Source organism: Micromonospora sp. BQ32 (assembly GCF_059358895.1).
Map to the genome: position 1 here is coordinate 261383 of NZ_JCADBI010000001.1, position 16981 is coordinate 278363.

Annotated in this window: 15 protein-coding genes and 1 pseudogene; 6 read left to right on the forward strand and 10 right to left on the reverse strand. The window is 70.0% G+C overall.

Translation table 11 applies throughout. The annotated features are described in order from the left end of the window. Position 1: 1 nt before the first annotated feature. Positions 2–298 (reverse strand): NUDIX domain-containing protein, encoded by a 297-nt coding sequence (locus AC5L30_RS01070; protein ID WP_494864567.1) that lies wholly within the window; start codon positions 296–298, stop codon positions 2–4. 21 nt (positions 299–319) lie between these two features. On the opposite strand from AC5L30_RS01070, the gene AC5L30_RS01075 reads away from it, so the two are divergent. The 5 genes and pseudogenes from AC5L30_RS01075 (at position 320) to nrfD (ending at position 7005) form a co-directional block, all read left to right on the forward strand. Continuing rightward, positions 320–739 carry an ASCH domain-containing protein gene (locus AC5L30_RS01075; RefSeq protein ID WP_494864569.1) on the forward strand — a complete coding sequence of 140 codons (420 nt, stop codon included), beginning with the start codon at positions 320–322 and terminating at the stop codon, positions 737–739. A 450-nt stretch (positions 740–1189) separates the two neighbouring features. Next, on the forward strand, positions 1190–1468 hold the full coding sequence (locus AC5L30_RS01080) for a hypothetical protein (protein ID WP_494864571.1): 279 nt from the start codon (positions 1190–1192) through the stop codon (positions 1466–1468). A gap of 145 nt (positions 1469–1613) precedes the next feature. Then, positions 1614–4862 (forward strand): annotated as a pseudogene (gene fdh, locus AC5L30_RS01085) (formate dehydrogenase); the annotation flags it as partial. A 29-nt stretch (positions 4863–4891) separates the two neighbouring features. Continuing rightward, positions 4892–5935: a 4Fe-4S dicluster domain-containing protein gene (locus AC5L30_RS01090; protein WP_494864573.1), complete on the forward strand. Its 1044-nt coding sequence runs from the start codon at positions 4892–4894 to the stop codon at positions 5933–5935. Then, positions 5932–7005: an NrfD/PsrC family molybdoenzyme membrane anchor subunit gene (gene nrfD, locus AC5L30_RS01095; RefSeq protein ID WP_494864575.1), complete on the forward strand. Its 1074-nt coding sequence runs from the start codon at positions 5932–5934 to the stop codon at positions 7003–7005. The genes AC5L30_RS01090 and nrfD overlap by 4 nt, the downstream gene beginning before the upstream one ends. A gap of 94 nt (positions 7006–7099) precedes the next feature. On the opposite strand, the gene AC5L30_RS01100 is transcribed toward nrfD, so the two are convergent. The 8 genes from AC5L30_RS01100 to AC5L30_RS01135 form a co-directional block, all read right to left on the reverse strand. Beyond that, the gene (locus AC5L30_RS01100; protein WP_494864577.1) at positions 7100–8665 is read right to left on the reverse strand and encodes an OFA family MFS transporter; all 1566 of its coding nucleotides are present in this window, start codon (positions 8663–8665) and stop codon (positions 7100–7102) included. Positions 8666–8937: 272 nt separating this feature from the next. Next, positions 8938–10518 carry an MDR family MFS transporter gene (locus tag AC5L30_RS01105; protein ID WP_494864579.1) on the reverse strand — a complete coding sequence of 527 codons (1581 nt, stop codon included), beginning with the start codon at positions 10516–10518 and terminating at the stop codon, positions 8938–8940. A 73-nt stretch (positions 10519–10591) separates the two neighbouring features. Then, positions 10592–11212 (reverse strand): acyl-CoA-like ligand-binding transcription factor, encoded by a 621-nt coding sequence (locus tag AC5L30_RS01110; protein WP_494864581.1) that lies wholly within the window; start codon positions 11210–11212, stop codon positions 10592–10594. Positions 11213–11287: 75 nt separating this feature from the next. Further along, a complete protein-coding gene (locus tag AC5L30_RS01115) occupies positions 11288–12115 on the reverse strand; it encodes an alpha/beta fold hydrolase (protein WP_494864582.1) in 828 nt (275 codons plus the stop codon). Continuing rightward, on the reverse strand, positions 12112–12984 hold the full coding sequence (locus tag AC5L30_RS01120) for an SDR family oxidoreductase (protein ID WP_494864584.1): 873 nt from the start codon (positions 12982–12984) through the stop codon (positions 12112–12114). The genes AC5L30_RS01115 and AC5L30_RS01120 overlap by 4 nt, the downstream gene beginning before the upstream one ends. Then, the gene (locus AC5L30_RS01125) at positions 12974–14467 is read right to left on the reverse strand and encodes a flavin-containing monooxygenase (RefSeq protein WP_494864586.1); all 1494 of its coding nucleotides are present in this window, start codon (positions 14465–14467) and stop codon (positions 12974–12976) included. The genes AC5L30_RS01120 and AC5L30_RS01125 overlap by 11 nt, the downstream gene beginning before the upstream one ends. Then, positions 14468–14764 (reverse strand): DUF4873 domain-containing protein, encoded by a 297-nt coding sequence (locus tag AC5L30_RS01130; RefSeq protein WP_494864588.1) that lies wholly within the window; start codon positions 14762–14764, stop codon positions 14468–14470. Further along, positions 14761–15489, reverse strand: coding sequence for a TetR family transcriptional regulator (locus tag AC5L30_RS01135; RefSeq protein WP_494864590.1), 729 nt, complete (start codon positions 15487–15489; stop codon positions 14761–14763). Before AC5L30_RS01135 ends, AC5L30_RS01130 begins: the two co-directional genes overlap by 4 nt. A 48-nt stretch (positions 15490–15537) precedes the next feature. Between AC5L30_RS01135 and AC5L30_RS01140 the strand changes: the two genes are divergently transcribed. Then, on the forward strand, positions 15538–16434 hold the full coding sequence (locus AC5L30_RS01140) for an AurF N-oxygenase family protein (RefSeq protein WP_494864591.1): 897 nt from the start codon (positions 15538–15540) through the stop codon (positions 16432–16434). A 13-nt stretch (positions 16435–16447) separates the two neighbouring features. Here the strand turns inward: AC5L30_RS01140 and AC5L30_RS01145 are convergent, their stop codons facing one another. Next, positions 16448–16972, reverse strand: coding sequence for a winged helix-turn-helix domain-containing protein (locus AC5L30_RS01145; RefSeq protein WP_494864593.1), 525 nt, complete (start codon positions 16970–16972; stop codon positions 16448–16450). Positions 16973–16981 lie beyond the last annotated feature (9 nt).

A 16981-nucleotide genomic window follows, 5' to 3' on the forward strand; every position in this document is an offset into this window, starting at 1 on the left:
GTCAGATCATGCGCAGGACCAGCGCGGCAGAGACCGCCAGCTCACGATCGAGCACCTCGTCTCGGGAGACGAACACCATGGCCTGCCCCTCACCGAGGACCACGTCCTCCTGGCGAGCCGTGGTGGTGCCACGGAACACGTGGACGGTCACGGTGTAGGGAAAGCCCGCTTCGTACGGACGCGGACCGCTCCACAGCGGGTGCAACTCACCCGCGGTCAGACCAGTCTCCTCCAGCAGTTCGCGGCGGGCCGCCTCCTCCGGCGACTCCCCGGGCTCGACGGGTCCCTCACGGCGCACCGGATCGCGTACCCTCCGCGGATGGACCTCGATGATCTTCCGCTCGCCGAGTTCGCGTTTCCCGGGCCACTGCGGGACAAGCTGGTGGGCGCGATCCTGTCCGGGGCGAAGACCTCGACGACCGGCCTGCTGATCGGTTACGAGTGCGCCAACGAGCCGCTGCCCGAGGTGGGCCAACTGTCCGCCGTGGTGGACTCCGCCGGCCGGCGGGTCGCGGCCATCGAGCTGACCGATGTACGGGTGATCCGGCTCGCCGACGTCGACCTGCCACACGCCCTGGCCGAGGGGGAGGGCGACGAGTCGGTGGCCCAGTGGCGCGCGGGGCACGAGAGGTTCTGGCACAGCGCCGAGGTGCGCGCCGAGCTGGGCGACCCCTACTTCGCCGTGAACGACGACACTCTGGTGGTGACCGAGCGCTTCCGGCTGGTGCACGTCGTCTGAGCGACCCCGGCCGGCGGGTTCGCCACGTCGATCCGTGGCAGCTCAACAGGGCACCGCTCGGTGTGTCGAACAGTTCAGCTGACAACGATCAAGGGACCAGCATCCCCCCAGGTGGGACTAATCATGATCGCGGGAGGATGCCGACCATGCCGATCGGCGAGCCGGCCTCCAAGGCAACTGAGCTGTTTACTGCCAAGAGGGTTCTGGACGCGCATTGGACTAGGGCGCTCGACCGACCATGGCGGGTAGGTGGGTGCCTGGAGTGTCAAGGTCGCAATGACTGTCCGCAGCTTGATTGGGCGATCGAGGTGACCGCAGAGGCGGCGGCGTTGATGTTCCAGAAGCCCTGATTCGGCACCCGATCGTTGTCAGGCAGTGCCTTGAGTGGAGTCGGCAGGATCTCAGCGCCGTGGCTGGTCCTCGTAACCTTGGTCCGCCAAACTGCGCGAAATGGGTGATCGTTCGCGCCGGTGGGCGCGGTCACGCCGCCTGCACCGGGCTGACGCCGGCGCGCTCTGGGCGTTGTGGGCGAGCCCGAGCGTCGGTCGGCTCTTCGGGTTCATCGATACGTTCCTCGGTGTCGTCGTCCTGCACACCCTCTGGGACACGTTCTCCGGCTCCCTGGTCGTCGTCGTGTTGGCGATCATCAGCATCGGCTGGTTGTTCTGGGAGCTGCGCCGCTACCGAACCTTCAGCGACCAGCGCATCGGGCAGCTGCAACCGCACTGACCAGCCCCGTACTCCATGCCTCTCCCGGCCTGCCTGAAAGGGCCGGGAGAGGCATGACTGTTGGTGATCCCGCTGCGACCGGACCGGCCGCTCATCTAACGTCAGAGTGTTCATATTTGGCGGGATTGGTCGGGAAGGTGCGGCGATGGGGGTGCGCAGCTGGTTCGAGGGCTGGCCGGTCTACCGTCAGCTCACCGGCACCGACCCTCTCGGCCGGGGTGCCGCGGCGAAGTCCGACGGGTCCCGCGCGCTCACCTCCCGTACCGAAACCGCCGATTCGGTGGCCCGGTCCGTCTGCCCGTACTGCGCCGTCGGGTGCGGCCAGCGGGTGTTCGTCAAGGACGGGCAGGTCAGTCAGATCGAGGGTGATCCGGACAGCCCGATCTCGCGGGGTCGGCTCTGCCCGAAGGGCGCGGCCAGCAAGAGCCTGGTCACCAGTCCGCTGCGGCAGACGAAGGTCCGTTACCGCCGGCCGTACGGCACCGAGTGGGAGGACCTCGACCTCGACACGGCGATGAACATGATCGCCGACCGGGTCCTGGCCGCCCGGGACGAAACCTGGGAGGACGCCGACGCCGAGGGCCGACCGCTCAACCGGACGCTGGGCATCTCCAGTCTGGGTGGGGCGACCCTGGACAACGAGGAGAACTACCTCATCAAGAAGTTGTTCACCGCGGCGGGCGCGTTGCAGATCGAGAACCAGGCACGTATTTGACACTCCGCCACCGTCCCCGGTCTGGGGACCAGCTTCGGTCGTGGCGGCGCCACCCAGTACCAGCAGGACCTGTCGAACTCCGACATGATCGTCATCCAGGGTTCGAACATGGCCGAGGCGCACCCGGTGGGCTTCCAGTGGGTGATGGAGGCCAAGCGCCGCGGGGCGAAGGTCTTCCACGTCGACCCACGGTTCACCCGGACCAGCGCGGTGGCCGACGCGTACCTGCCGATCCGGGCCGGCACCGACATCGCCCTGCTCGGTGGCGTGATCCGCTACATCCTCGACAACGAGCTGGACTTCCGGGAGTACGTCGTCGCCTACACCAACGCGGCCACGATCGTGACCGAGGACTACCGCGACACCGAGGATCTGCACGGGCTCTTCTCCGGGTTCAAGGAGGAGAACGCCTCCTACGACCAGACCAGCTGGCAGTACGTCGGTGACGAGTCCAACGGCTCCAAGCACGACACCGAGACGCAGCGAGAAACCGCCGCCGGGTTGGAGCACGAGTCGCACGGCGCCCCGGTGAACGGGCAGACGCAGCGGGACGAGACATTGCAGCACCCCCGCTGCGTCTACCAGATCCTCAAACGGCACTACGCGCGCTACACGCCGGAGATGGTGGAGCGGGTCTGCGGCATCCCGCAGGACAAGTTCCTCGAACTGGCCGAAGCGTGGGCGGCGAACTCGGGCCGGGAACGGACGAGCATGCTCGTCTACTCGGTGGGGTGGACGCAGCACAGCGTGGGTGTGCAGTACATCCGCACCGGCGCGATCATCCAACTGCTGCTGGGCAACATGGGCCGCCCCGGTGGCGGAGTCATGGCGCTGCGAGGGCACGCGAGCATCCAGGGCTCCACCGACGTCCCGACGCTGTTCAACCTGCTGCCCGGTTACCTGCCCATGCCGCACCATGCCGACCACCCCACCTTCGACGAGTGGGTGGACAGCATCCGCCACCCCGGTCAGAAGGGCTTCTGGGGCAACGCCCGCGCCTACGGGGTGAACCTGCTCAAGGCGTACTGGGGGGACGCGGCCACCGCCGAGAACGACTACTGCTACGGGTACATGCCGCGGATGACCGGTGACCACGGTACGTACCAGCAGGTGCTGAACATGATCGACGGGAAGATCAAGGGGTACTTCCTGCTCGGGCAGAACCCGGCGGTCGGCTCGGCGCACGGCCGCGCGCAGCGCCTGGGCATGGCCAACCTGGACTGGCTGGTCGTCCGCGACCTGTTCATGATCGAGAGCGCCACGTTCTGGCAGAACGCACCGGAGATCGAGACCGGCGAGATCGTGCCCGAGCAGTGCCGCACCGAGGTGTTCTTCCTACCGGCCGCCTCCCACGTGGAGAAGGAGGGCACCTTCACCCAGACCCAACGGCTGTTGCAGTGGCGGGAGAAGGCCGTCGAGCCACCAGGCGACGCCCGCTCCGAGCTGTGGTTCTTCTACCACCTCGGCCGCATCATCCGGGAACGGCTGGCGCAGTCGACCCGGCCCCGCGATCGGGCGCTGCTGGACCTGAACTGGAACTACCCGACGCACGGCCCGACCGCGGAGCCGAGCGCCGAGGCGGTGCTGTACGAGATCAACGGGTACGACGTGGCCAGCGGCCGCCCGCTGTCGAGCTACACCGAGATGAAGGACGACGGCTCCACCGCCGGCGGCTGCTGGATCTACACCGGCGTGTACGCCGACGGTGTCAACCAGGCCGCCCGCCGCAAACCCGGGGCCGAGCAGTCCCTGGTCGCCCTGGAGTGGGGCTGGGCCTGGCCGTCGAACCGGCGCATCCTCTACAACCGGGCCTCCGCCGACCCGGAGGGCAGGCCGTGGAGCGAACGCAAGAAGTACGTCTGGTGGGACCCGGACAAGGGTGAGTGGACCGGTTACGACGTGCCCGACTTCGAGAAGAACAAGGCGCCGACGTACCGGCCTCCGCCCAACACCTCGGGTGTGGCGGGCATCGCCGGCGACGACCCGTTCATCCTCCAGGGCGACGGCAAGGGCTGGCTGTACGCGCCCAGCGGTGTCCTGGACGGCCCGCTGCCCACCCACTACGAGCCGGTCGAGTCGCCGGTGCGCAACCCGCTGTACCGGCAGCAGGCCAACCCGACCCGCAAGGTCTACACGCACCCGATCAACACGTTGAACCCGAGCCCGCCGCAGGAGCACAGCGAGGTCTTCCCGTACGTGTTCACCGTCAGCCGGCTCACCGAGCACCACACCGCCGGCGGGATGAGCCGGACCGTCTCGCCCCTGGCCGAGTTGCAGCCCGAGATGTTCGTCGAGGTGTCGCCGGAGTTGGCGGCCCTGCGAGGGTTGAGTCACCTGGGTTGGGCCCACCTCGTCACCAGCCGCGCGGCCGTCGAGGCGAAGGTGCTGGTGACCGACCGGGTGACGCCGCTGCGCGTGGATGGCCGGGTCATCCACCAGGTCTGGCTGCCGTACCACTTCGGCTACGAGGGCCTGGTGACCGGCGACTCGGCCAACGACCTGTTCGGCATCACCCTCGACCCCAACGTCCTGATTCAGGAGAGCAAGGTCGGCACGTGCGACGTCCGGCCCGGACGACGCCCCAGAGGACAGGATCTGTTGGACCTCGTCGTCGACTACCGGCGGCGGTCGGGAAACCTCGTCCACCGCTACCCACCGTTGGTCACGACCGACGTCGCCGACAGCAGCAGCGACCAGGAGGTCTGACGATGCCCCACGCCAACGCCCTGTACGGGCCGCTGGACCCCGCACCGGACGCCGGCTACGAGAACCCGCCGCCGCGGATGGGGTTCTTCACCGACACCAGCGTCTGCATCGGCTGCAAAGCGTGCGAAGTGGCCTGCAAGGAGTGGAACGGCGTCCCCGAGAGTGGGCTCGACCTGCTGGGCATGTCGTACGACAACACGGGCGCGTTGACCGCCAACTCGTGGCGGCACGTCGCGTTCGTGGAGCAGCCCCGCTCGGCCGGCTGGGCGACTCCGGCGTTCGAGGAGCAACCCGACGGGCCATCGGTCAGCCCGCTCACGGCGGCCGTCGGCGCGGGTACCAGCACCGACACCGGAACGGACCCCGGCCTGGACACCGGCTCGCCCGCCGCGGCGGCCCGCATGTCGGGCGGGCCGGAGTTTCTCGGGATGCCCGGTGCGCAGCCGCCGGGGCGCGGATCGGGCGAGGAGGGGCGGACGGATTTCCGCTGGTTGATGATGTCGGACGTGTGCAAGCACTGCACCCACGCGGCCTGCCTGGATGTCTGCCCGACAGGTTCCCTGTTCCGGACCGAGTTCGGCACCGTGGTGGTGCAGGAGGACATCTGCAACGGCTGCGGTTACTGCATCTCCGCATGCCCGTACGGCGTCATTGATCAACGCAAGGATGATGGTCGGGCGTGGAAGTGCACGCTGTGCTACGACCGGCTCGGGGTGGGGATGACGCCGGCGTGTGCGCAGGCGTGCCCGACGGAGTCGATCCAGTACGGCGCCCTGGACGAGTTGCGGGAGCGGGCCGCCGCGCGGGTGACGAAGCTGCATGAGCGGGGGGTGCCGGAGGCACGGCTGTACGGGCACGACCCGAACGACGGCGTCGGTGGTGATGGTGCGTTCTTCCTGCTGCTGGACGCGCCGGAGGTGTACGGGCTGCCACCGGACCCCATTGTGACCACCCGCGACCTGCCGGCCATGTGGAAGCGTGCCGGCCTGGCGGCGATGACGATGGCCGTCGCCACGGCGGTCGCCTTCCTGGGCAGGCGGCAGTGACCGACGAGACGCCATCGAACGAGCCGGTCGGCGCCCGGTTCCGCGAGTTCCAGGCCGGCCTCGATCAGCCCGACGGGAAACGCCACCGGCAGCCCCGCAGACGAGGCGGTGACGGCGGTGAGCAGCTCACGGTGCCGCCGGCCGACTTCGCCTCCTACTACGGCCGGCCGGTTCTGAAGCCGCCGGTGTGGAAGTACGACATCGCCGGCTACCTGTTCACCGGAGGTCTCGCCGCCGGAAGTGCGCTGATCGGCACGGGCGCCCAACTGACCGGGCGACCCGGGTTGCGCAAGGTGGGCCGTTGGACGGCCCTCGGCGGCGTCGCCGCCAGCACGTACCTGTTGGTCCACGACCTCGGCCGGCCGGCTCGGTTCCATCACATGCTCCGGGTCGCCAAGGTGACCTCGCCGATGTCGGTCGGGACCTGGATCCTCGCGGCGTTCGGGCCGCTGGCCGGCGTGGCCGCGGTCGCCGAGCTCGCGCCGCTGCTTCCGCGGCACGGTGTGCTCGGCCTCGCCCGTCGGATCGCGCCGCCCGTCGGCAACGTCGCCGGCCTGGCTGCCGCCGCCACCGCGCCGGCGCTGGCGACGTACACCGGGGTGTTGCTCGCCGACACGGCCGTGCCGTCCTGGCACGACGCCTACCCGTCGCTGCCGTTCGTCTTCGCCGGCAGCGCGCTCGCCGCCGCGTCCGGGGTTGGACTGATCGCGGCACCGGCCGCGGAGACCGCCCCACTGCGACGACTCGCCCTGGCCGCCACGGCCGTCGAGTTGGGCGGGGGGCACCGGCTGGAGCGGCAGGGCCTCACCAGCGAACCCTACACGCACGGACGCAGCGGCCGGCTGGTCAAGGCGGGACGCGCCCTGCTCGCCGTGGGCACCGTCACCGCGCTGCTCAGCCGACGCAGCCGGGTCCTCTCGGTGATCTCCGGCGCCGCCCTCGTGGCATCGTCGGTCGCCACCCGGTTCGGCGTCTTCGAGGCGGGACGGGTGTCGGCACGCGATCCGAAGTACACGGTGGTGCCACAACGGGAGCGGCTCGCCGAGAAGGGGTCGACCACCAGGCTCTGAGCGGATCGGCGAAACGGAAGGCGCCCTGCGAAGGGGCGCCTTCCGTTGCGGTACAAGAGATCTGGCCGCGACGGGCTATCGCTGGCGCAACACGTCAGCCGGTGAACAGCTTCGCGGCGGTGATGGCGGTCTGGACGATGCCGTACCCGAGGAGCACCGCGACCAGCAGCCACGACAACCAGAGCCGCCCGGTCTGGTTACCGACGCGCGGTGGCGCGGGCGGCTGGCTTTCCCGCCCGAGCGCGACCGGCTCGGTGACGGTGGCCTTCGCCACGGGCGAGGTCGGCCCCCGGTCCGGCTCGTGGAACCGCTCGGGCACGGAACGGACCAGCAGGTTCGCGATGAACCCGATGGCGAGGATGCCGACCATGGTGAACAGCGCGGGCCGGTACGCCGCCGCGGTGAGGGTGCCGGGCTTGCCCTGCGTGTCGAGGATCCCGTTGATGATCAGCGGTCCGGCGACACCCGCGGCCGACCAGGCGGTCAGGATCCGGCCGTGGATGGCCCCGACCTGGAAGGTGCCGAACAGGTCACGCAGGTAGGCGGGCATGGTGGCGAAGCCACCGCCGTAGAACGAGATGATCGCGGCGGCGATCAGCACGAAGACCGCGGTCGCGGAGTGGCCGGCCACGGCGAGCAGCAGGTACAGCACCATGCCGACGCCGAGGTAGACCATGTAGATGGGCTTGCGGCCGATGAGGTCGGAGGTCGTCGACCAGACGAACCGCCCCGCCATGTTGAACAGCGACAGTACCCCCACGAAACCGGCCGCCGCTGACACCGAGACCGTGGTGGCGGTCCCGTTGTCCCGGAAGAAGTCCTGGATCATCGGGCTCGCCTGCTCCAGGATGCCGATGCCCGCGGTGACGTTGCAGAACAGCACGATCCACAGCAACCAGAACGACCGGGTACGCACGGCGTTCGACGCGGACACGCTCGCCGTTGTCACCAGCGGTCGGGCGGCGACGCTCGCGGGGTCGAACCCGGCGGGCCGCCAGTCCGGGGCCGGAACCCGGACGTTGAACGGGCCGAACATCATGATCACGAAATAGCCGATGCCGAACGTGACGAAGAGCGCCACGAGGGCATTGCCCGACGCGACGGCGGCCGGGTTGTTGGGGTTGTAGCCGGAGTCGTAGAGGGAGAGCAGTTGGCGCGCGAGCGGGCCGGCGACCAGGGCGCCGCCGCCGAACCCCATGATGGCCAGCCCGGTGGCGAGGCCGGGGCGGTCCGGGAACCACTTGATCAGTGTGGAGACTGGCGAGATGTAGCCGATGCCGAGCCCGATGCCGCCGATGACGCCGTATCCGAGGTAGAGGAGCCAGAGTTGTTGGGTCGCGATGCCGAGCGCGCCGACCAGGAACCCGACGGCCCAGAAACAGGCGGAGACGAACATCGCCCGGCGCGGTCCGTTGCGCTCCACCCAACGGCCACCCACCGCGGCGGAGGAACCCAACATGACGATGGCGATACTGAAGATCGCTCCGATCGCCGTCTGACTGGTGTCGAAGTGCGCGATGAGGGAGTTCTTGTAGACGCTCGTCGCGTAGACCTGGCCGATGCAGACGTGCACGGCCAGCGCCGCGGTCGGGATGAGCCAGCGGCTGTATCCCGGGGGAGCGACCGTGTGCCGGGGATCGAAGACCGACAGCAAGGGCATCGCGTCCACACCTCCTGCGGCTGAGTAGGCCGCGACGTTGCCGAGATGTCCGACCCGGCGGTTGGCCGAGGGGCGCCGCCGCAGTGGCGGCCCGGCGCACGTCTGGCGTCAGCCGTTGACCGGCTCAATCTCACGTTACGTGGCAACGGGTTGGCGCCATGTCGTTACCGAGAAACGCGGCGGCAGGCAGGGACTGCCCACACCGGTCCGCTGGTGTGGACGCAGAGCGGGGGCGGACCAACCGGCCCGCCCCCGCTCTGCTGGCGTACAGCTCAGTGAATCGCGACCTTTGCGGCCGCCTCCTCCTGGGCGCGTCGTTCGTCCCCGCTGAGGGTGTGCAGCGGCTTCTCCTTGATGAACAGCACGACGATCAGCGCGAGCAGCGCGATCGGCGCGCCGACCAGGAAGAGGTCCGCGGTGGCGATGCCGTACACGTCCTGCACGACGCGCAGCACCGGCTCGGGCAGGGTGGACAGGTCGGGCACCTCGGCGGAGCCACCGCCGGCGGTCGCCGCCGGGCCGAGCCGGTCGGTCGTCAACGAGGTCACCCGACTCGCCAGGACCGCGCCGAGGGCGCTGACTCCGATCGCGCCGCCCATGCTGCGGAAGAACGTCAACACGGAGGTGGTGGCACCGAGCTCCTGGGCCGGCACGTCGTTCTGCGCGGCGAGCACGAGGTTCTGCATGAGCATGCCGACGCCGACGCCCAGCACGGCCATGTAGATCGACAGCACGACGACGCTGGTGTTGGCGTCGATGGTGCCCAGCAGCAGCATTCCGACGGTCATCACCGCGGCGCCGGCCACCAGGTACGCCTTCCAACGGCCGTACTTCGTGATGAGCTGACCGGCCACCGTCGATGAGACGAGCAGACCGAAGATCATCGGAAGGCTCATCAGGCCCGCGACGGTCGGCGACTTGCCCAGCGAGATCTGGAAGTACTGGGACAGGAAGACGGTGCCGCCGAACATCGCGACACCGACCAGCACGCTGGCGACCGTGGCCAGGGAGACCGTGCGGTTGCGGAAGATGCCCAGCGGGACGATCGGCTCCGCCGCCCGGGACTCGACGACCACGGCCAGCGCCAGCAGAACCAGACCGCCGATGACCATCAGGGCCGTCCAGCCGGAGGCCCAGTCGAACTTGCTGCCGGCCAGGGACGACCAGATCAACAGCGTGGAGACGCCCGAGGTGATGAGCAGGGCGCCCAGCCAGTCGATCTTTGCCTTCCGGCGGACGACCGGCAGGTGCAGGGTGCGCTGGAGCAGGGCGATGGAGATGATGCTGAACGGGACGCCGATCAGGAAGCACCACCGCCAGCCCAGCCACGACGTGTCGACGAGCAGGCCGCCGATCAGCGGACCGGCGATGGTGCCCACACCGAAGACCGCGCCGAAGATGCCGGCGTAGCGGCCCAGTTCACGCGGCGGAATCATCGCCGCCATGACGATCGTGGCCAGCGCCGTCATGCCGCCGGCGCCGATGCCCTGGACGACACGGCTGAGCAGCAGAACCTCGACGTTCGGCGTGAGGCCCGCGATGAGTGAGCCCACCACGAACAGTCCCAGCGACAACTGGATCAGCAGCTTCTTGCTGTACAGGTCGGCCATCTTGCCCCACAGCGGCACCGTCGCCGTCATGGCGAGCAGTTCGCTGGTGACGATCCACGTGTAGACGGTCTGGCTGCCGTTCAGATCGGCGATGATCCGCGGCAGCGCGTTCGCCACCACCGTGGAGGCGAGGATGGACACGAACATGCCGACCATCAGGCCGGAAAGGGCCTGGAGAACCTCCCGACGCGACATGCGCGTACCGACGTCGGCGGTGTCGGCGGGCGGGGCGGTGGTGGTCATTGACGCTCCCTTATCGGGTTTTGTGGCGGAGTGACTGTCCCCGACGCTGGTGCGGCGGGGCGGAACCGGTGGGTCACGAGGCGGCTGGCGGATCCGGCAGGCCGGCGGCGACCGCCGCGAAGGACTCGTCCACGAAGTCGCGCAGCGGGCGGGTGTCGTCGCCGGCGGCCCAACGCAGCATCGCGGTGTGGAAGGCGGCGCTGGTGACAGCGGTGATCAACGGCGGGAGGCCGTGGTCGGGACCGACGCCGAGGCGGGTGGCGATGACCGAGACCATGGCCCGTTCGGTCGCGATGTTGCTGGACACCAGCCGAGGCAGCAGCGCCGGGTTCTGGGTGATGACGGCGAGCCGCAACCGCCACAACTCCCGGTCGGCCTGGATCGTGTCGATCGCCTCGTCGAGGGCCAGTCGGACGGCCTGCAACGCCGGTACCTGCGCGGGGACGGCCGCCAGCCGCCCCACAACCGGGTTGCCGTCGAGCGCCGGATCGTCGGTGAGCGCCTCGTCCTTGCAGGTGAAGTAGTTGAAGAAGGTCCGCGAGGAGACGTCCGCGGCCTCGCTGATCTCCTCCACCGTCACGTGCTCCAGGCCGCGTTCGGCGACCAGCCGCAGCGCGGCGGCGGTCAGCGCGGCCCGGGTCTGCGCCTTCTTGCGGTCGCGACGCCCAGGGGCGGCTTGGTCGGTGTCGGTCACGCGGGCGAGGTTAGGGGCGAACTTGCAGAGCCTGCAAGTTTTTAGACTGTGAAGTGATCTTCCTGACCGGCGACGCTAAGCGGAGAGGGACGAATCCGGTCGTTCGGTGCGAGACACGGCGCCGGTGGTCTCCAGGATGAGCGCGGCGACCAGGTCCGGGTCGTCGCTCATCGGCACGTGCCCGCAGCGGGGCAGCGTCACCACCCGTGCCGCCGGCAGGCCCGCCCGGGCACGCTCGGCCTGGTGGACGCCGAAGATCCGGTCGCAGTCCCCCCAGCCGATGGTCACCGGCACCGTCGCGTCGGACAGCCGAAGGCAGTCGAAGCGATAGTCGCGAGCGGCTCGGGCCACGGCGTTGAAGCCGAGCCCGCGGCGCAGGGCGAGCGCGTCGCCCAGCGCGCGCTCCACATCCAGCAGCGTCGGGCGGGCCATCAGCGGCGCGAAGCACAACGCCCGCAGGTACGCCGAGCGCAACGCGGCCCGCATGACGGGCGTGGGCAGGTACGAGTTGGCCCGCAGCATCCGGAGGATGGCCAGCGCCCGGCGGCGCTCCGCCGGGGTGAAGAAGCCGGCGGGGGAGAAGGCGGTGGCCGAGGCGACCGCCCCGGTGGCGGCAAGCTCCAGGGCGATCGCCCCACCGAGGCTGTAGCCGGCGACGTGCGGACGCTCCAGCCCCCACTCGGTCAGGACCGGCAGGACCCCGGCCACGGTGGCGGCCATGTCGGCGGGCATGCCGGTGCCGGGCACCGGGGATTTCCCAAATCCGGGCAGGTCGAGCGCGATCACCTCGTGGTGGGCGGTGAGCCGCTCGAACACCGGCTCCCACGCCTGATGACGGTGACCGATGCCGTGGATGAGCACGAGCGGCTCTCCGCGGCCCGCACGTCGGAAATGAACGCTCATGACTGCTCTCCCACCGACGTCCGGCCAAAGGAACGCCCGAGCTGGCGTACCTCGTCTTCCATCTGGCCGACCATGGTCTGGCCGCCGAACCGGGTGATCAACGCGTCCGAGAGGCCGCTCAGCACCACCGGCCGCAACGCCTGCACCATGGCGAGCGACCGTGGCACGTACACCTTGCGCTTGCGGCGCTCGATGCCGCGGAGCAGGGCCTCGACGCACTGCTCGACGGGTACGACGGTGGACAGCGGCCACGGCAACCGGTGCAGCGTGGTGCGGAAGGATGGCAGGTCGTCACGGATGTCGCGGACCAGGTCGGTGTCGATCCAGATCGGATGCGCCGTGCCGACGGTGACGCCACGTGGGCGGGTCTCCAGGCGCAGCACGTTGGCGAACTGCTCCACACCCGCCTTGGACGCGCAGTAGGCGGCCATGCCGGGCATCGCCGTGAAGGCGGCAGCTGACGAGATGATCAGGATGTGGCCACGGGCGGCGGTGACATGGGGTAGCGCGGCGCTGACCGTGCGGATCGCGCCGCAGAGGTTCACCTCGACGGTACGGACCAACGCGTCGACCGGTCCCACCGCGACGGTGCCGAGGTTCGCGATGCCCGCGTTGGCCACGACAACGTCGATGCGACCGAAGCGGTCCACGGTGGAGGCCACCGCGGCGTTCAACGCCGCCTGGTCGGTGACGTCACACTCGTAGCAGTGCGCGTCGAGGTCGGCGCTGAGGTGCTTGAGCAGCTTGCCTTCCAGCCCGACGAGGGCGACCCGGGCCCCGCGGGCGACGGCCTCGCGGGCCAGTTGCGCCCCGATGCCGCGCGCCGCGCCGGTGATCAGCAGGATCTTGCCCGCCAGATCATACCGCATCGGCGTGCTCCCGCTCCGGCTCGTTGGGGGTGCTGCCGGTCGAGGCGATCTGGTAGTCGGCCGGACGGAACCGGCGCAGCCGCAACCGAAAGCTGGTGGCGAAGCCCGGCCAGATGGTGGTGTTGCGGCCGGTGGCGTCGAGGTACCAGCTCGAACAGCCGGTCTGCCAGACAGTGCCGGCCATCTTCTGGTCGATCCGCTCGGTCCAGCGTCGTTGCGCCTGCGCCGTGGGCTCGATGGCCTGGACGCCCCTGGCCCGCATGTGACGCAGGGCCGCGAGCACCAGATGCAGCTGCGCCTCGATCATCAGCACCACGGAGGTGTGCCCGAGCCCGGTGTTGGGGCCGAGCAGGAAGAACAGGTTGGGGAAGCCGGCGATGGTCGTGCCCCGGTACGCGTGCATGCTGGGGGTCCAGGCGTCGCCCAGGCTGCGCCCGTCCCGACCGTGGATGCGCCGTACGACGGGGGAGTCGGTGACGTGGAAGCCGGTCCCGAGGATGATGGTGTCCGCCCGGTGGTGGACGTCGTCGTCGGTGACGAGGCCGTCCGGCACGATCCGAGCGATGCCGGCGGTGACCACGTCGACGTTCGGTCGGGTGAGCGACGGCCAGTAGTCGTTGGAGATCAACACCCGCTTGCAGCCCATCGCGTACCGGGGGGTGAGCTTGTCCCGCAGGTGCGGGTCGGGAACCTGACGCCGCAGCGTACGCAGGGACAGGCGCGAGGCGAGGCGGCTGACCGTCGGGTGCAGGAAGCCCAGGCCCATGCTCTCGCGTACCAGATAGAGCCCTGCCCGGGCGGCCCGCTGCGCGCCGGGCACGGTGCGGAACGCGGCCTGCTCGACGCCGCTGATCCGGCGCGACAACCTCGGCATGATCCACGCGGGGGTGCGCTGGAAGAGCGTCAGCTTCTCGACCGTCGGTTGGATCTGTGGCACGAACTGGATGGCCGAGGCGCCGGTGCCGATCACCGCGACGCGCCGGCCGGTCAGGTCGTGGTCGTGCCGCCACCGGGCGGAGTGGAACACCGTCCCGGCGAACTCGTCGATCCCGGGCAGGTCGGGGATGGCCGGATCGCTGAGCGGGCCGGCGGCACAGATCAGGACCCGGGCGATGTGGTCGCCGCCGGAGGTGCGCAGCAGCCAGCGTTGGCGCTGGTCGTCCCACCTCGCCTCGCACACCTCGTGGCGCAACCGCAACCTCGGGCGTATCCCGAAGCGGTCGACGCAGCCGCGCAGGTAGTCCCAGATCTCCGGCTGGCTGGAGAACGTGTTCGACCAGCCGGGATTGGGAGCGAAGGAGAACGAGTAGAGGTGCGACGGGACATCGCAGGCGCAGCCCGGGTAGCTGTTGTCACGCCAGGTGCCGCCGACGTCCTCGCCCCGGTCGAAGACGAGAAAGTCGGTGAAGCCGGCCCGCTGAAGGTGGATTGCGGCGCCCAGGCCACCGAAGCCGGCGCCGATGATGGCAACGTCTGTCTCCATTCACTCCTCCGTGAGCTCGGGCGCGGTCGGGTCGGCCACGGGCGGCCAGGGCGGATCGCCCACGCCGGTGATGCGTACGCCGCCCCACGGGTCGACCTCGGCCAGTCGGGCCGCCCGGACGCGGTCGGCGATGCGTACCTCGACGTCGCGCCGGCCGGAGCGCAGCAGGTGGGCAACCCGTGGCTCCGGCTCGATCCGTCCGCCCCAGTGGAAGCGGCCGTCGACCGGCTCCCACCGTCCGCTGAGGTGCACCCGGACCGGGGTGCCCTCGACACCCGCCGGGCCGTGGTAGCTCACGGCACGATCCGCTCATGGGCGCGGGTCAGCTCGTGCGGCAGATCGGCGCTGGCCCGCACCCCTTCGATGCCGCTCCACAGCAGAGCGGTCAGGTAGTCGGTGAGGGCGGCCCGGCTGATCGGCTGGCCGTGCGTGGTCCACCAGTCGCCGACCGCCTGCACGAAGCCCACCAGGCCGTACGCCCAGGGCTCGGCGGGACCGGCGTCGAGGCCCAGCGTCCGTAGCCGGTCGCCGATCACCCGGGCGAGCCCGGCGGCCACCTGCCGGCTGGTGCCGGCGACCACCTGGTGGATGCCCGGATCACCGGACTGGTGCATCAGGAACCGGTAGAGCCTCGGCTCCGACTCGATCACGCCCAGGTAGGCGTCGATCGTCGCCTCGACCAGGTCACGTTCCTCGCGGACCTGTTCGATGGCGGGCGCGATGGTGTCGACCATCCGGGCCGCCACCACCTCGCTGACCGCGACCCAGAGCTGCGACTTGTCGGCGAAGTAGCGGTACAGAACCGGCTTGCTGACGCCCGCGGTGGCAGCCACCTGTTCCATGTCGACCTCCGGCCCGTAGCGCAGCAGCGCCTGCACGGCGGCCCCGACCAACTCCTGCCGTCGTTGCTCACGATGGTCTGCCCAGCGGTCTCGGCGGCCGTTGCCCTTCGCCTTCGGATCGCCGTCGGGGGGCGTGGCCGGCGGGTCGGACGCATTGACATCGGTGAACGGCGATTGCATGCTACTACTCGTAACAGTTACTGGTCGTCACGTCAATATGGAGGAGCCATGGAGACCGCACCGACGAAAACCGGGCGCGCGGCGGTCGCCGAGCGACTACTCACGTCCTCGTTGCGGACCAGCTACGACCCCATCGTCGAGATCGACTGGGATGCCCCGCACACGCCGGGCGCCTACTGGCTCCCGCCACAGCGCAGCAGCCTCTACGGCACGCCACTGTGGGAGCAGCTCAGCGAGGAGCAGCGCGTCGAGCTCACCAAGCACGAGGTGGCCAGCGCGGCCAGCGCCGGGCTGTGGTTCGAGACGATCCTCATGCAGATGCTGATCCGGGAGTACTACCGCGCCGACCCGACCAGCCGGCCGGCCCAGTACGCGTTGACCGAGGTCGCCGACGAGTGCCGGCACTCCATCATGTTCGGCCGGCTGATCGAGGCGATGGGTTGTCCGGTCTACCGCGCGAGCACCGTCGACCACCACCTCGGGCGCTTTCTCAAGGCCACCGCCAGCGGCCCCCGGATGTACGCCGCGATCCTCATCGCGGAGGAGATCCTCGACGCGTTCCAGCGCGAGATCATGGCGGACGAGTCGCTCCAGCCGCTCATCCGGATGGTCTCCCGCATCCACGTGGTGGAGGAGGCGCGACACGTCCGGTTCGCCCGCGAGGAACTGGCCGCCGCTGTCGCGGCCACCGGCCCGGCGGGCATGGCGTATGCCCGACTGTTGGTCGGTCGCGCCGCCTACACGATCGCCAACCGGCTGGTCCATCCCGACGCGTACGCGGCGGTGGGCATTGCGCCGGCGGTCGGTCGTGCCGCTGCCCGCGCCAACCCGCACTGGCGTGCCACCCTGCGCTGGTCGGCGGCGCGGGTGCACGACAACCTGGCGAGCGTTGGCCTGGTGGCTGGGCCGGGGCGTCTGCTGTGGGCCCGAGCCGGGCTGATCTGACCGGACGTCGTGGTCAGGCCCGTTCGACCCGCGCCTGCTGGTGATCGGTCAGCCGCAGCCCCACCCCGCGAACGACATCGATGGTGGCTCCGGTGCCCAGGGCATGCAGCTTGCGGCGCAGCCGCTTGACCAGCGACTGTACGTCCGCCTTGCGTTCGCGCCCCTCGTCCCGCCAGACCGACCGGTGCAGCTCGGCGTAGCTCCAGACCCGGGCCGGCTCGGTGATCAGACAGGTCAACAGGTCGTGTTCCAGGCGGGTGAGGTCGATCTCACGTTCTCCGCAGCGGGCGCTGGACCGGGCCGAGTCGATCACCAGAGCGGCGACCGGCGCCGGTTGGGACGGGGCGGCGACCTGCTGCGGAGCGGCGATCAGCCGGCGTAGCTCGTCGAGGTCGGCCACCAGCAGCAGCGGTGCGATGCCGTCGAGAAGCTCCGCGAGCCGGATGCGCTCGGCCGGCGACGGGGTCACCGCGATCAGCAGCGGGAACGGCTCGTCGGCGGGATCACCCCTGTTCACCGTTGCCTCGTCCTCGGCCACCGCACCACC

What these genes read in the sequence shown, in the direction of transcription:
- AC5L30_RS01075 (WP_494864569.1), top strand. Translation starts at nt 320, where the DNA reads ATGGACCTCGATGATCTTCCGCTCGCCGAGTTCGCGTTTCCCGGGCCA.
- AC5L30_RS01080 (WP_494864571.1), top strand. Translation starts at nt 1,190, where the DNA reads ATGGGTGATCGTTCGCGCCGGTGGGCGCGGTCACGCCGCCTGCACCGG.
- AC5L30_RS01090 (WP_494864573.1), top strand. Translation starts at nt 4,892, where the DNA reads ATGCCCCACGCCAACGCCCTGTACGGGCCGCTGGACCCCGCACCGGAC.
- AC5L30_RS01100 (WP_494864577.1), bottom strand. Translation starts at nt 8,665, where the DNA reads ATGCCCTTGCTGTCGGTCTTCGATCCCCGGCACACGGTCGCTCCCCCG.
- AC5L30_RS01105 (WP_494864579.1), bottom strand. Translation starts at nt 10,518, where the DNA reads ATGACCACCACCGCCCCGCCCGCCGACACCGCCGACGTCGGTACGCGC.
- AC5L30_RS01115 (WP_494864582.1), bottom strand. Translation starts at nt 12,115, where the DNA reads ATGAGCGTTCATTTCCGACGTGCGGGCCGCGGAGAGCCGCTCGTGCTC.
- AC5L30_RS01120 (WP_494864584.1), bottom strand. Translation starts at nt 12,984, where the DNA reads ATGCGGTATGATCTGGCGGGCAAGATCCTGCTGATCACCGGCGCGGCG.
- AC5L30_RS01125 (WP_494864586.1), bottom strand. Translation starts at nt 14,467, where the DNA reads ATGGAGACAGACGTTGCCATCATCGGCGCCGGCTTCGGTGGCCTGGGC.
- AC5L30_RS01135 (WP_494864590.1), bottom strand. Translation starts at nt 15,489, where the DNA reads ATGCAATCGCCGTTCACCGATGTCAATGCGTCCGACCCGCCGGCCACG.
- AC5L30_RS01140 (WP_494864591.1), top strand. Translation starts at nt 15,538, where the DNA reads ATGGAGACCGCACCGACGAAAACCGGGCGCGCGGCGGTCGCCGAGCGA.